This is a genomic window from Rhizobium sp. WSM1328, assembly GCF_057653715.1.
Genome location: NZ_JBYGKO010000003.1, coordinates 617,866 through 631,962, shown reverse-complemented (window position 1 = coordinate 631,962; position 14,097 = coordinate 617,866). Strand labels below are relative to the sequence as shown.

Sequence of the window (14,097 nt, the reverse complement as noted above, 5' to 3'; positions counted from 1 at the left end):
CGCGTGAGGGCATGCGGTCTCGCTCAGTCCGGCCGAAGCCGGTCGAGCGCCTTTTCGAACGCCGCCTCTCCGCGGCGAGAAACCTCTGTGATGCGACCGCCTTCGATAATGGCGATGCGGTCTGCGATCGCCGCCTCGCGGCGGATATGCGTGGCGATCACCAGCGAGCGTCCCGGCGCCATTGCCGACAGACGGCAGAGCACGTCGCGGGCGGTGACGCCATCGAGGCCCTCGGTCGGCTCGTCGAGTAGCCAGAGCGGCGTGTCGCGCAGGAAGAGCCGGGCCAGTGCCAGCCGGCGCGATTGGCCGCCGGAAAGGCCGAGCCCGCCTTCGCCGAGCCGCGTATCGAGCCCCCGCGGCATGGCCTCGATATCGGCAAGCAGGCCGGCGGCGGCAAGCGCTTCGCGAAGCCGGGCCTCGCTCGCATCCGGGTTCGCAAGGAGCAGGTTGCCGCGCAGGCTGTCCTCAAAAAGTTCCGTCCGTTGCGTCAGCAGCGTCGCCGTCATCGCGGCAACGTCTCCCGTCCTTGCCGGTAATTCACCGGAAAGCAGAGCAAGCAGGCTCGACTTGCCGGCGCCGCTGCTGCCGATGACGGCGAGGCGTTCGCCCGATTGAAGCGCGAGATCGATGCCTTGGAGCGCCGGCACGGCGGAGTTTTCATGGAAGGCTGACACACCAGTCAGCGAAAAAACGCATCCTGGTGACGGCACCGCCAATGGTTCGGGTGTCGCCGCGACGGCAAGCCGCGGCGCGATGCGCCTTGCCGCAAGCAGCGTGCGTCCAAGTTCCAGGGCACCGCGGCGCAGCGCTGCGAAAGGTTCGACTGCCGCAAAGGCGACGAGCAGGCCGAGTGCGGCCATAGGAGCGGTAATCACCTTCGTTTCCGCAAGTGCCGCAACGGCAAGCAGCGATGCCGTGAGCAGCAGGGTCGAGACGAGGCCGAAGCCAAATGTCAGGCCGGTCTCGACGCGGTTCAACTGGTCGTCGGCGCGGGCAGAGTAAGCATCGGCCGCAGCGATGGTACCTGTCTGCGCGGCAAGCCGGCCGGCCATCAGCAGATCGGTCTGGCCGGCAACGAGATCGATCGTCCGCGACCGCAACGCCTCGATGCCGTGGGCGCGTCTGCGGGCATGTTTGCTCGCCGCCCGCCCGGCGATGACAGGCAGCCCGAGGCCGGCACCGGCGAGAAAAAGGCCGAAGCACAGGCCGAACAGGGGATGCATCAGCCCCAGCATTACGCTTGCCGCCAGTGCTGCACCGATCGCCACCGCAGCCGGCACGAGGATGCGCAGGTAGAGGGAATCGAGCGCATCGATATCGGCCGTCAGCCGGAAGAGCAGCCGTGCGGGACGATGTGACAGCGCGCGAGCCGCACCCGGTTCGGCAAAGCCACGAAACAGCCTTTCGCGCAGGGCGGCGAGCACGCCGAGCGTTGCGTCATGGGTCGCAAGCCTTTCGCCGTAGCGCGCGGCCGTACGGACAATGGCGAGCAGGCGAATGCCGGCTGAGGGCGCAAAGACGTCGAAGGTGATGGCGGCAGCGGCCGAAAGGCCGGCGAGTGAGGTGGCGGTGATGAACCAGCCGGACAGGCCGAGCAGGGCGATGCCGGCGGTTACCGTCGCTGCCGAAAGTGCTGCGCCAAGCAGCAGCGCACGCCGGCGCTCGGCAAGGAACAGACGCAGGATCGGCTTGAGGTCTGCAGCAAATCCGCTCATTCGGCGGCCTCCCTGATAACGATGTCGGCATCGATGCGCATGGCGCGATGCATGCGGTCGGCAAGCAGCGGATCGTGGGTCGCAACGATCAAAGTGCGGCCCCTGGCGAGCAAAAGCAGGCTCTCGGTCACCTCGGCGGCGGTGGCGGCGTCGAGATGCGCGGTCGGCTCGTCGGCCAGGATAATCCGGAGATGCGGATTGCAGGCGGCACGCGCGATCGCAAGCCGCAGCGCCTCGCCGCCGGAAAGTCCGATCCCGCCTTCGCCGAGCGGCCGGTAGCCATAGGCGGCTGCGACTTTTCCGAGCCGGGCGACGTCGAGCGCATCCGTCACGTTGCCACTCGAGATACCGGGCCTGCCGAGCGCGATATTGCCGGCGATGGTGCCGGCAAAAATATGCGGTCTCTGGCCGATCCATGCCATGCTGGCGCGCAAGGCATGGGCGCTGTCATCCACAAGTTCGACGCCGCCGATGATGATGCATCCACCGGTGCAGGGCACTAGTCCTGAAATCAGCGAAAGAAGCGTCGACTTGCCGGAACCGCTGGCGCCGAGAAGCGCCAGATGTTCGCCGGCGGTGATATCGAGGTTGAAACCGTCAAGGATCAACGGTTCGCCGGCGTCGTAGCGAAAATCGACATTCTCAAGACGAATGGCCGACGCCTCGGCGACGGCAGATACCGCCGGCGCGACGTCGGCTGCACCTCGAATGGACAGGCGGCCGGCAGCGAGGGCGTCCAGGGCCTTCAGCGCCGCCTCGCCGGCCGCCCGATCGTGCCAGACAGCGGAGAGTTCGCGCAGGGGCTCGAAGAAGGCCGGCGCGAGCAGCAGGATGAACAGTCCCTCGGTCAGGTCGAGCCGGCCCACCCAAGTGCCGAAGCGAATTTCGCCGAGCAGGCTGAAACCGACATAGACGGCAATCATCGCCACGCCGAGTGCGGCGAAAAGCTCGAGCACCGCCGAGGAGAGAAAGGCGATCTTCAGCACCGCCATGGTGCGCGTACGCAGCGACTCCGCCTCCCGACGCAGCCGTAGCGCGGTTGCATCGACTGCGTCGAGCGCACGGATGGTCGCCAGTCCGCGTAGCCGATCGAGCAGGAAGCCGTTGAGGCTGCCGGTCGCGACGAGTTGCCTTTCGCTGGCCGCCTGGGCGCGCCAGCCAATCAGCGACATGAAGATCGGGATCAGCGGCGCGGCGAACAGCAGAACCAGCACAGCGATCCAGGAGACCGGAAGGATGAAGGCAAGGATGACAAGCGGCACGAGGCTCGCCTTCATCCGTGCCGGCTGGAAACGGGCGAGATAAGGCACGATCAGTTCGGCCTGCTCGCCAATGACACTTGCGGCTTTGCCCGAGGCAGGCCGGCCGCGATCGACCGGCGACGACACGGAAAGTGCCGCGACGGCGATCTGGCGCCTGCGGCTGAGTTCGGCGCGGGCGGCTTGAAAAGCTAGGCGACCGCCGGCCGCGTCGAGACAGCTTCTTGCAAATCCGAGGGAGAGGATGCCGAGGGCTGGCCAGAGAACGTCATGCAATCCGCCGCCATCGGCGATGCGGCCGACCGAGACGGCCAGCAACCCGGCCTGCGGGATCCAGACGGCAGCGGTCAGCGACTGCAGCATTGCCGCCCTGCGCAGCCCGCCTTTGACATTATCGGGGCGGGTGACAGGCGAGACTGTATCGCCGTCCGGCACCGGCTCGGCGCCCCTTCCGTCCTTCGCGTCGAAGAAAGCAGTGCCCATGGCGCTAACTCTTGTTCGCAGGATTTGGCCGGCGGCTGCGGCCGAGCGAAACGACCCGGTCCTTGGCCTCCAGAAGCTTGGTCACTTTCGCGCCCAGCGAGAGTAGCGTTGCGAGCCTTTCTGTTTCAAGTTGTTTTACGTCTTCATACCAATGCGTCAGCTGCTCGATCAGCGTGTGCATCTCGCTCATCCGTTGCTGCGCATGCCGCTCGGCGTCGCTGGCCGGCCGCTGCATCAGGATCTCTCGCAGAACCGACAGCGTCGGATCGACTTCGCGCTTCTTTCGCTCCTCGGCAAGCGTCCTCAATATCTGCCAGACATCATCAGGCGTGGTGAAGAAATCGCGACGGTCGTCCGGCTTGTGTTTCAGGATGACAAGGTTCCAGGCCTGCAGTTCGCGCAGGCTCATCGAAACATTGGAGCGCGAGATGCCGAGCGACTCGGCGATCTCTTCGGCGCAGACCGGCGCGGGCGAGACGAAGAGCAGGGCATAGATCTGGCCGACCGTGCGGTTGATTCCCCAGCGGGACCCCATTTCGCCGAAGTGGAGAACGAAGGACTGGACGAGAGGCGGAAGGTTCATGGTCGTTTCCGTTGCGTCTGTGATTTCAGAAATTTCTGAAATCACTATACTGACTTTCGCGTCTCGCCGGCAATCGGCAAGGCAGGCCTGCGTCAATTTGGATGTCCGTTCGTTGATGGTGGGCTAAAGCGCGTCGCGTTCAATCGGATTCCTGCGACGCGATTTAGTCTTTGTTTTAATGCATGTTGTTATCCCAAAACCGCTGCACATTTTTGGGCGACATGCAGTAGATATAGCCGGGTGCGGCGCAGGCCGATTTGACTTGGATCAAGTCTACAGCACTTGCAGCGATGGCGCAGAAACGCTCGGCAATGCGCGGTGCATGCCGAGCGTTCTGGTTGGATCGTAATGTCTTGGTGGCTTTACTTCCTGATTTCAATTGAAGCCGTAAGCCCGAAGTGGTTATCGAGGCGCACCGCCTTGAGATTGTTTCCACAATGTTTCCGTGATGTACTTTACATATTGCTAAAGTAGTGTTCAGCTAACCTCGGGGATCAATCCCGCCGGGATGGCCACGCAAACAGACTTACATATACATTTCTGTTTCGAATAGCTTCGCTCAGGGCTCGGCAATACACCCTCAGCCATCGGGCCGCAGGTGCAACAGAATACGCAGCTGTTGATTTCAATGGAGGGTATTCGCAATGACCGCTAATCTTAAATCCGTAACCGGGGCAGCTGCAGTTGTAGCCGGCGTCTTGGCAGTCGGCTTGTGTCACCCAGTCTGGTCGCAGGAGGCCGAACACACTGATATCGGGGATCTCGACAAAGAAAAAGCCGCGCAGCTTTTCCCGAAACAGCGGTCTTATTCGCCTTACGCCGACAGAAATTTTCCAACGCGCCCCTTCTTTGGGGACACGCACCTTCACACCTCATTTTCGATGGATGCCGGAGCCTTCGGCGCGAGGATAGGTCCCCGGGACGCATATCGGTTTGCCAGGGGCGAACAGATCACAGCTTCCTCGGGACAGCCTGCGAAGCTTTCGCGTCCTCTGGACTTCCTGGTGGTCGCGGACCACTCCGACAACATGGGATTCTTCCCCGATCTGTTTGCCGGCAAACCAAACTTGCTCGCCGATCCGACGGGGCGCAAATGGTACGACATGTTGCAATCGGGCAAGGGCGCGGACGCCGCGATCGAAATTATTGTCGCGTTCTCCCACGGCAAGTTCCCGAAAGACCTCATGTATTTTCCGGGAACCGACTCCTATCGAAGCGCCTGGCAGGACACGGTCGCTGCCGCAGAAGAATTCAACGAGCCGAACCGCTTCACGGCCTTCATCGGTTATGAATGGACCTCGAATACCAACGGCAACAACCTGCATCGCAATGTTATTTTCCGTGACAATGCTGACAAGGCAAGCCAGGTCGAGCCGTTCACTGTGTATCCGCCATTTGGCAGCGACAATCCTGCCGATCTTTGGAAATGGATGGCGGGCTACGAGCAGAAGACGGGAGGTCGGGTGCTGGCAATCGCGCATAACGGCAATCTCAGCAATGGCCTGATGTTTCCCATCGTCGAGCAGTTCGGCAAGAAGATCGACGTGGATTATCTCCAGACCCGCGCCAAGTGGGAACGTCTCTACGAAGTGGCGCAAACCAAGGGATCAGGTGAGGCACACCCCTTCCTGTCGCCGAACGACGAGTTCGCGGACTTCGAAATCTGGGACAAGGGCAATCTGGACGGTAGTGTGGCCAAGACGAACGAGATGCTCGAATTCGAGTACGCGCGTTCTGCTTACAAGAACGGGATGAAGCTCGAACAGCAGCTCGGCACCAATCCCTACAAGTTCGGGCTGATCAGCAGCAGCGACGCCCATACCGGGCTCGCCGCAATGGAGGAAGACAACTTTTTCGGCAAGACGACGCCGCAAGAGCCTAGTCCACATCGCATGACGGCGACTTTCGTCGACAACAAACAGACTGGTGTCAAGATCATGGACTGGGGAGGTGTCTGCGGCGGGCTACGCGGCCGTGTGGGCCACAGAAAACACCCGCGCCGCTGTGTGGGATGCTATGCAGCGCAAGGAAACCTATGCGACGACTGGCCCGCGGATGGTGGTTCGCTTCTTCGGAGGATGGGATTTCGAGGCAAAGGACGCGCAGAACCGTATGCCGGCAGAGATCGGCTATACAAAGGGCGTGCCGATGGGCGGTGATCTCACCGCGGCACCGACCGGCAAGGTGCCGACATTCCTGGTTGCCGCCCTCAAGGACCCGATCGGAGCAAACCTAGATCGCTACCAGATCGTCAAGGGATGGTTGGACAAGGACGGCAATGCGCAAGAAAAGGTATACGACGTCGTCTGGTCCGATGACCGGAAACCTGCTGCAGATGGGAAATTGCCTCCTGTCGGCAATACGGTGGATTTATCGACCGCCACGTGGACAAATACGATTGGTGATCCCGAACTTATGGCTGTTTGGAAGGACCCGGAATTCGATCCGACGCAGCGGGCGTTCTATTACGGCCGGGTGATCGAAATCCCCACACCCCGATGGACTGCCTACGACGCATACCGCTTCGGCGTAAAGCCTCTGCCCGGCACCGCAATGACGCTGCAGGAGCGCGCCCTTACGTCACCGATCTGGTACAACCCGTCATGACGACGTGAACGTGGTAGGATGGCTTGAAAGAGGTGGCGGCGTTCGATTGCCACCTCGTCAATCTGGGAGTCACCCGCGTTTTCGTACCAGGTCTAAAGCGCGTCGCGATCTTTCAGATTCGCTCATCGCGCTTTAGGTCTTGGTTTTTACGCATGTCGTGAGCGCAAAACCGCTGCACATTTTTGCGCGACGTGCATTAGCAATCAATGGCCGGAGGGCCTGCCTCATGCTCATCCGTAAAGTCCTGGTTGAACCCCTGTTCCACTTCCTGATTCTTGGCGTCGTCGTCTTCAGCCTCTATACGCTGACACGTCAGCCTATGACTGTTGGAGAGGATCTGGCCATCGTTGTCGACGAGGGCCAACTCGCACGCATGTTCGACACCTATTCCCGCACCTGGCAACGTCCACCGACGGAGGACGAATTGAAGGGACTCGTCGAGGGTTACATCAAGGAGGAAATCTTCTACCGCGAGGGTCAGAAGATGGGTCTCGCCCAGGACGATACCGTCTTCCGGCGGCGCATGCAGCAGAAGATGGAATTTCTGCTCGAGCCAAGCGTCGAGGAGCTGGCGCCAAAACCGGGGGAACTCGAAGCCTATTTCACGGCGCATGCGCAAGACTACCGGCTGCCTGAAAAGCTCGCCTTCCGGCAGATATTTTTCAGGAGCGAACGCACGGGTGACAAAGGCGATCTGAGCGCAACCGCGGTGCTTTCGAAACTCAAATCCGACGCCGCGTCGATTGATATGACCTCTCTCGGCGACTCCTCGCTCCTGCCGGAGAGGACGGTGCTCAGCGACGCCGAACTGATCGCGACCAGCTTCGGTCAAGACTTCGTGTCCGAACTGGCGTCCGCGCCTGAAAACCGATGGTACGGGCCGATCCGGTCGGCATACGGCGTTCATCTTGTCTTCGTTTCAGAACGGCTCATGAGCCATCCGCCCGCACTTTCCGACGCTGGGACCGCAGTGCTTGCAGATTGGGAAAGTGCCCGACGCAAAGACATCGCTGACGCACGCTATGCGGCGATGAAGAAGCAATACGACATCGAGATCAACTGGCCGCGAGACATCGACACATCGCCGATCAAGACGTCGAGTCTGCCATGAGCCGCTTCCTCGGTCTGTTTTTTGGGTGTTTGCTTTGGGTCACTTGTACTGCCAACGCCCATGAACTTCGCCCGGCCTTTCTCGAAATCAACGAGATCGCGCCGGAAAGCTATGCGATCACCTGGAAGGTGCCGGCGCGCGGTGAATACAAAATGGCATTGTCCGTTCACTTGCCGGACGCTTGCCAGCAGATGACCGACCCGGTCGGAGGCCATATCGACACTGCCTATGTCAGCCGATGGCAAGTAAAATGCCCAGGCGGGCTCAGTGGCAAAACTGTATTCATCGGCGGACTATCATCGACATTTACCGATGCGCTGGCAAAGCTAACCAACCTAGACGGCACGACCCAAACAAGCCGTATCGCCCCTTCCGATCCGAACCTGACGATCGCCAAAAGCCTGACGCCCTGGGGCACGGCAAAGACCTATTTCTTCCTCGGCGTCCAGCATATCCTGGAAGGCGTCGATCATCTGCTGTTTGTCTTTGCTCTGCTGCTGCTGATCCGCAACCCGCGAATGCTGCTGCTTACCATCACCTCATTTACCGTGGCGCATTCGATCACGCTTGCAATCGCATCGCTGGACGTCGCCCGACTCCCACAGTCGCCCGTCGAGGCGCTGATCGCATTGAGCATCATGTTCGTCGCTGCCGAGATCATCCGAAGCGGTCGCGGCAGGCGCGATCTTTCCAGCCGTTATCCCTGGATTATCAGTTTCGTGTTTGGCCTCTTGCATGGCTTCGGCTTTGCCGGCGCGCTACGGGAAATCGGCCTTCCACAGAAAGATGTGCCTTTGGCCCTGTTCACGTTCAATCTGGGGGTGGAAGCCGGTCAACTGGCTTTCGTCGCGATTGCACTGCTCGCCGTGGCCAGCTTTAGGCTTGTACGTTTATTTGATTTTTCGCGCATGCACTTCTGGCTTGCCTACCTGATCGGCACCGTCTCGGCCTTCTGGTTCGTGCAGCGTGTGGCTGGTTTTTAGCCGACAAATCGCCACTAGCGCATCGGCCTGAAAATCAGAATCGGTTTTCAGGCCGATGCGTCGATTCAAAATGTTACAGCGTCCTTTTCGCATCTGAAAAGACACGCGGCAGCTGTAATGGCGCTTTTGACCAAGCGCCTGGGCATCATCTGTCTTGCCGGCGGCTCAGATCACGCCCGTCAGGATGCCGACACCGGCAACAGCGGCGAGGCCGCCGGCCGTCCGCACGACGAAGGGACCCTGACGCTCACCGATGCTGGCGATCAGTAAGCCGAGACCGAGGCCGGCGGCATGGAGAAGCGCGGTCGCGAACATGAAGCCGGCGGCATAGGCGGCACCACCGGCGTCTTCCGGCATTTCCGCGCCGTGGGCATGCCCGTGGAAGATCGCGAAGAGACCGACGATACCCATCGCTACCGCAGTCGGAGCCTTGACGTTGAGCGCCACGATTGCGCCGAGGACGATGACGGAAAGCGCAATGCCAACTTCAACGAAGGGAAGGTTCACGCCTGCCATACCGAGCCCGCCGCCGACAGCCATGACAAGGACGAAGGTCGCCGGCACGAGCCAGACCGCACGGCCGCCGAGCTGGAATGCGAAAACACCGACCATCACCATGGCAAGGATATGGTCGAGACCGGAAATAGGATGGCTGAAGCCGTGCATGAAGCCAGAGGTCTGACCGACACCGGTATGAGCATAGGCAACGGCCGGAAGTGCTGCGGCGGCAAGGGCGAACAAACCGGTCTTTAATGCTGATTTCATTGTTCGATTCCCTTGAGTTTTGAAGATCCTGCGGCCGCCGAACACCGGGCATGGTTCTAAAGTCGCGGGGACTAGGCTAATTCAAAGAATTTATACCGTCAAATAAAAATGCCAAGAAATACCAAGCCAATTCAACTGCTTATCTGATAGGCAAATGCCACTTTCGATAGCTTCTCCCGGCGCGACGCGCCTCAAGATCGAACTGGAAACAACTCCGCACAGAGGCTATCAATCGTCCGGCAGAGACGGCGCAGACTGCCGCGATGGAGGAGACGCCCATGACGAATACCGAACGGCCGCTGGCGATCAGCGCGCCCGAGCCGCGCACGCTCGATCTGATCTTCAGCGACAAGGCGCGCGCCGAACTGCAGGAGAAATATGAGATCGTCGAGGCCGACCCCGAGAACACCGCCGGGCTCGGCGACGACATCCTCGGCAGGGCACGCTACATCATCGGCCAGCCGCCACTTTCGGCCGAAACGCTAGCCAGAATGCCGGCCTTGCGCTCGATCCTCAACGTCGAAAGCAATCTGCTCAACAACATGCCCTATGAGGTGCTCTTCCAACGCGGCATCCATGTCGTGACGACAGGGCAGGTCTTTGCCGAGCCGGTCGCCGAAATCGGCCTCGGTTTCGCGCTGGCCTTAGCGCGCGGCATCGTCGATGCGGATGTCGCTTTCCGCCAGGGCACGGAACTCTGGGGCGGCGAGGGAAATGCAAGCGCGCGGCTGATAGCCGGCTCCGAGATCGGCATCGTCGGCTTCGGCGATCTCGGCAAAGCGCTGCGCCGGGTCCTGTCCGGCTTCAGAGCCAAGATCCGGGTGTTCGATCCCTGGCTGCCACAATCGATCCTCGAGGAGAACGACGTCGAGCCTGCAAGCCTCGATGACGTCCTGACAAAGAGCGATTTTGTCTTCGTCGCCGCTGCCGTGACCAGCGAGAACAGGGGATTTCTCAGCGCTGAGGCCTTCGCCAGCATGCGCAAGGGCGCGGCCTTCATCCTGCTCAGCCGCGCCGATGTCATCGATTTCGATGCGTTGATGGCAGCTGTCTCTTCAGGCCATATCGTCGCGGCGAGCGACGTCTACCCTGAGGAACCGTTGCCACCCGATCATCCGGTGCGGAGCCTAAAGGGTTTCATCCGCTCGGCGCATAGGGCCGGCGCCCTCGACAGTGCCTTCAAGAAGATGGGCGACATGGTGCTCGAAGACATGGACCTGATGGATCGCGGCCTGCCGCCGATGCGCTGCAAGCGGGCGGAACGCGAGACGGTCTCCCGCATGCGTTCAAAACCGGTCGCGGTGAATTAGAGCATGTCGCGCAAAAGTGTGGAGCGGTTTTGCGATACCGCCTACGCAAAAGCAAAGATCTAAAGCGCGAGGCGAATCTGAAAGATCGCCACGCGCTTTAGAGCAAAATACCGATTTGGCGCGTCGCTTTAGGCGGCGCGCTGCTCGGCACCCTGGATCGCCGCAAGCTTCCAGTCAGCGCCGGATTTGCGCACGAAAGTCCAAACCTCGGTGCTCTCGCTTGGACGGCGATCGTCGCCGGAAACGACGCGGCCGCTGTCGCGCTCGACCATGGCGTCGATCGAGGAATAACGCATGGCGAGCGTCGCATATTCCTGGCCGTCCTCGCGCCAGGCCTCGGCAATATCGCCCTGCAGCAGCTTGACATCGGAGACGCGGTTGCGCACGCCGTTGGTGGCATTTTCGCCGAGTTCCTCAGCGAGATAGGACATCGCCTCGGGCGTCGTCAGCCGGCGCAAGGTACCGTAATCCTCGGCGCCGTAAGCGGTCTGCACTTGGGTCAGCAGTTCCTCGAACTGATCGAGATCGGCTTGCGCCAGCCCGATCTCGTCGCTCGGCCGATTGCCGCGCGACTGCCCGCCGAAACCGCCCCCCGAACCGATCGTCGGGATCTGGAACGACGACTTATTCGTGGGCGACATGTTATAGGACCGGCTCCGGCCTCCGACGCCGTAGGAAGGCTGGCGGCGGTTGGCGAAATAACGCATGGCGAGCATGACGGCGCCGCCGATCAGCGCGATCTGCAACAGCATGCCGAGCAAGCCGAAGCCGCCGCCGAAACCGTGACCGAGCAGCATGCCGAGAAGGCCGCCGGCAATCAGGCCGCCGATCATCGAACGGCCGAAACCGCCGAACAAGCCAGGGCGCTGGGCGCCAAGAGGCTGCTGCGCGGTGGCAGGTGCCGTGGTCTGCGAACGCGGCGTCATCGACCGTTCGATCGGTGCTGTGGCCCCAGGTGCGGTGCTGGTGACCGGCGGAGCCTGGAAGGTGCGCGTGCCGCGGCTTCCGAAACCGCCGCTGCCGGCGCGGCGCGCTTCTGCATCGTCAAGGGAAGCAAAAACGGTAGCGCTCGTCAGTGCGGCAATGGCCGCGATCTTGGCAAAACGCGAAACGGCACTCGGCATTCCTGATCTCCTGTCATGCACAATCACGGCATATCGAGAGCTAATATAGGTACTCTTTCCCGAGTGTGAAGCTCCCCGGATGCGTTACTGGCAGACATCGACCCAGTTGGCGCCAGTCAGCTCAGCCAGCCGTCCGGTTTCGATGCGTACGGCCGAGTTGGTCGAGCCGGCGGCCGGCACGACTTCATCGAAGCGTTTCAGCGAGATATCGCAATAGATGGGCAGCGGCGAGGGCAGGCCGAAGGGGCAGACGCCGCCGACCGGATGGCTGGTGACTGCCACAACCTCTTCGGCATCGAGCATGCGCCCCTTGGCTCCAAACGTGTCCTTGAACTTGCGATTGTCGAGCCGCGCCGTGCCGCCGGCTACGACCAGCATCATCTGCTCGCCGACGCGCAGGCAAATCGTCTTGGCGATCTGGGCCGGCTCGACGCCATGGGCTTCGGCGGCAAGCGCAACCGTCGAGGAGCTCTCGGCGGTTTCGATGATTTCGATATCGGGTGCGTGGGCGCTGAGGAAGGCGCGGACAGATTCAAGGCTCATGACGTGATGCTAGCCCAGGAAATACGCAATTTGAAGCGTAAAAGACGCCTGCCGAAAACCGCCGCTTGCAAGTCGCGCGGACATCGTCATAATAATTTTGCACACGTGCTCAATTTTGTCATTCGGCCGTTACGTTCAACCCCTAGAGCGGGATACGCCACGTTTTCGTGGGGTTTCGGAACGGTCATCATCAGCAGTGCTGACCCGTCAAGAGGCCTCACACTGCTCTTCTAGGGAGACGAAGAAGATGACTATTTTGCCGACACTGAAATCCCTTGCCGTCGCAGCCGCCATCCTGGCGTCGACCTCTGCAATTGCACTCGCTAAGGACGTTCACATCAGCGTCTGGGCCGGCGGCACCGGCCCGAACGACGTCTATCGCCTCGACGCCATCGAGATCGCAGCCCAGCAGCTGCAGCGTGAAGCCGCTCTTAAGGGCGAAGACCTGAAGATCACCGTCGAGAAGAAGCCTTATTCGGCCTGGGAGGACTTCAAGCAGGCGCTGACCCTTGCCGCCGAAGCCAAGACCGCTCCGAATATCGTCGTAAGCGGCCATGAAGACATAGCACCCTGGTCGCAGGCCGGGCTGATCGTACCGATCGAGGATTATGTCGATCTCGACTCTTGGCCGCTCAGCGACATCTATGAAAACCTGTTGCAGATCGCGTCCTATAACGGCACCGTCTACGGTATCCCGCAGGACGCCGAATCCCGTCCGATGTTCTTCTGGAAGCCTTACATGAAGGCGATCGGCTACAGCGACGCCGATCTGGATGCGCTGCCGCAGAGCGTGCAGGACGGCAAGTACACCATGAAGAACCTGCTCGAAGACGCCAAGAAGATGCAGGATAAGGGCCTCGTCCAGCCCGGCTATGGTTTCTATCCGCGCACCAGCAACGGCCCTGATTACTGGCAGTTTTACACCAGCTTCGGCGGCACGATGGAAGAAGGCGGCAAGCTCGTTTTCGACAAGGCCGCGATGACCCGCACCTATCAGTTCTTCGCCGATGCCGTGAAGAGCGGTGTTACCAAGAAGAACCACATCGGCATGCCGGGCGACCAGTGGTGGAAGGAAGTCGCCACAGGCAAGGCCGGCATCTGGGACGGCGGCACCTGGCACTATGCTCGCCTTGTCAACCAGGAAGGCCTGAAGGACTTCTTCGGCAACGTGATCTTCACGCTGATCCCCGCCGGCGAAGGCGGCAAGGCCAACACGCTGACCCATCCGCTCGTCTACCTGCTGACCGCAGGTCACGACCAGGAAGACACTGAGATCGCCGCCCAGTTGGTTAAGATCGCCTCCGAGCCACGCATCAACGCGCTGCATGCAGTCAAATCGGCCCATCTCGGCATCTCCAAGTCGGAATCCACCGTCGAATTCTATTCGGCCGACCGCTGGACCCGCGAAGCCACCGAGCGCCTGCTGCCACATGCCAATGCGATGCCGAACAATTCCGATTTCGGCAAATATTGGAACATCATGTGGAAGAACCTCGAAGCATCCTGGACCGGCGCCAAGACCGTAGACGCCGCGGTCGGTGATGCAGAGAGCGAGCTGAAGAGCACGCTCGGCGACAAGATCGTCATCCGCTAAGGTCGAAGCACTCTTCCGGG

At 61.1% G+C, this 14,097-nt stretch carries 10 protein-coding genes and 1 pseudogene; 5 read left to right on the top strand and 6 right to left on the bottom strand.

What is annotated here, in order from left to right; all coding sequences use genetic code 11:
- Positions 1–23: 23 nt before the first annotated feature.
- From AC2444_RS30675 to AC2444_RS30665, 3 genes are read right to left on the bottom strand one after another with little or no spacing between them, the layout of a single operon-like run.
- On the bottom strand, positions 24–1,715 hold the full coding sequence (locus AC2444_RS30675; RefSeq protein ID WP_128449557.1) for an amino acid ABC transporter ATP-binding/permease protein: 1,692 nt from the start codon (positions 1,713–1,715) through the stop codon (positions 24–26).
- Positions 1,712–3,457, bottom strand: a complete 1,746-nt coding sequence (gene cydD / locus AC2444_RS30670) for a thiol reductant ABC exporter subunit CydD (protein ID WP_128449558.1) — start codon at positions 3,455–3,457, stop codon at positions 1,712–1,714. The genes AC2444_RS30675 and cydD overlap by 4 nt, the downstream gene beginning before the upstream one ends.
- Positions 3,458–3,461: 4 nt before the next feature.
- On the bottom strand, positions 3,462–4,040 hold the full coding sequence (locus tag AC2444_RS30665) for a GbsR/MarR family transcriptional regulator (protein WP_026157699.1): 579 nt from the start codon (positions 4,038–4,040) through the stop codon (positions 3,462–3,464).
- A 644-nt stretch (positions 4,041–4,684) separates the two neighbouring features.
- Between AC2444_RS30665 and AC2444_RS30660 the strand changes: the two are divergent.
- From AC2444_RS30660 to AC2444_RS30650, 3 genes and pseudogenes are all read left to right on the top strand, one after another.
- A pseudogene (locus AC2444_RS30660) lies at positions 4,685–6,647 on the top strand (DUF3604 domain-containing protein).
- Positions 6,648–6,873: 226 nt separating this feature from the next.
- A complete protein-coding gene (locus tag AC2444_RS30655; protein WP_128449559.1) occupies positions 6,874–7,758 on the top strand; it encodes a peptidyl-prolyl cis-trans isomerase in 885 nt (294 codons plus the stop codon).
- Positions 7,755–8,741 (top strand): HupE/UreJ family protein, encoded by a 987-nt coding sequence (locus AC2444_RS30650; RefSeq protein ID WP_017997218.1) that lies wholly within the window; start codon positions 7,755–7,757, stop codon positions 8,739–8,741. Before AC2444_RS30655 ends, AC2444_RS30650 begins: the two co-directional genes overlap by 4 nt.
- A gap of 165 nt (positions 8,742–8,906) precedes the next feature.
- Here AC2444_RS30650 and AC2444_RS30645 read toward each other — a convergent pair whose 3' ends face one another.
- A complete protein-coding gene (locus tag AC2444_RS30645) occupies positions 8,907–9,506 on the bottom strand; it encodes a HupE/UreJ family protein (protein ID WP_128449560.1) in 600 nt (199 codons plus the stop codon).
- Positions 9,507–9,784: 278 nt separating this feature from the next.
- On the opposite strand from AC2444_RS30645, the gene AC2444_RS30640 reads away from it, so the two are divergent.
- Entirely contained in the window at positions 9,785–10,816 is a 1,032-nt protein-coding gene (locus tag AC2444_RS30640; RefSeq protein ID WP_128449561.1) for a hydroxyacid dehydrogenase, read from the top strand.
- Positions 10,817–10,944: 128 nt separating this feature from the next.
- Here AC2444_RS30640 and AC2444_RS30635 read toward each other — a convergent pair whose 3' ends face one another.
- Together AC2444_RS30635 and AC2444_RS30630 are read right to left on the bottom strand one after the other, a co-directional pair.
- Positions 10,945–11,940, bottom strand: a complete 996-nt coding sequence (locus AC2444_RS30635) for a Tim44 domain-containing protein (protein ID WP_128449562.1) — start codon at positions 11,938–11,940, stop codon at positions 10,945–10,947.
- A gap of 84 nt (positions 11,941–12,024) precedes the next feature.
- Entirely contained in the window at positions 12,025–12,483 is a 459-nt protein-coding gene (locus AC2444_RS30630) for a YbaK/EbsC family protein (RefSeq protein ID WP_017997214.1), read from the bottom strand.
- A gap of 247 nt (positions 12,484–12,730) precedes the next feature.
- On the opposite strand from AC2444_RS30630, the gene AC2444_RS30625 reads away from it, so the two are divergent.
- Positions 12,731–14,077 carry an extracellular solute-binding protein gene (locus tag AC2444_RS30625; protein ID WP_003552053.1) on the top strand — a complete coding sequence of 449 codons (1,347 nt, stop codon included), beginning with the start codon at positions 12,731–12,733 and terminating at the stop codon, positions 14,075–14,077.
- Positions 14,078–14,097: the final 20 nt, after the last annotated feature.

Bases quoted from the DNA above. Each gene is read 5' to 3' on its own strand.
- AC2444_RS30675 (WP_128449557.1), bottom strand. From the start codon at position 1,715: ATGAGCGGATTTGCTGCAGACCTCAAGCCGATCCTGCGTCTGTTCCTT.
- cydD (WP_128449558.1), bottom strand. From the start codon at position 3,457: ATGGGCACTGCTTTCTTCGACGCGAAGGACGGAAGGGGCGCCGAGCCG.
- AC2444_RS30665 (WP_026157699.1), bottom strand. From the start codon at position 4,040: ATGAACCTTCCGCCTCTCGTCCAGTCCTTCGTTCTCCACTTCGGCGAA.
- AC2444_RS30655 (WP_128449559.1), top strand. From the start codon at position 6,874: ATGCTCATCCGTAAAGTCCTGGTTGAACCCCTGTTCCACTTCCTGATT.
- AC2444_RS30650 (WP_017997218.1), top strand. From the start codon at position 7,755: ATGAGCCGCTTCCTCGGTCTGTTTTTTGGGTGTTTGCTTTGGGTCACT.
- AC2444_RS30645 (WP_128449560.1), bottom strand. From the start codon at position 9,506: ATGAAATCAGCATTAAAGACCGGTTTGTTCGCCCTTGCCGCCGCAGCA.
- AC2444_RS30640 (WP_128449561.1), top strand. From the start codon at position 9,785: ATGACGAATACCGAACGGCCGCTGGCGATCAGCGCGCCCGAGCCGCGC.
- AC2444_RS30635 (WP_128449562.1), bottom strand. From the start codon at position 11,940: ATGCCGAGTGCCGTTTCGCGTTTTGCCAAGATCGCGGCCATTGCCGCA.
- AC2444_RS30630 (WP_017997214.1), bottom strand. From the start codon at position 12,483: ATGAGCCTTGAATCTGTCCGCGCCTTCCTCAGCGCCCACGCACCCGAT.
- AC2444_RS30625 (WP_003552053.1), top strand. From the start codon at position 12,731: ATGACTATTTTGCCGACACTGAAATCCCTTGCCGTCGCAGCCGCCATC.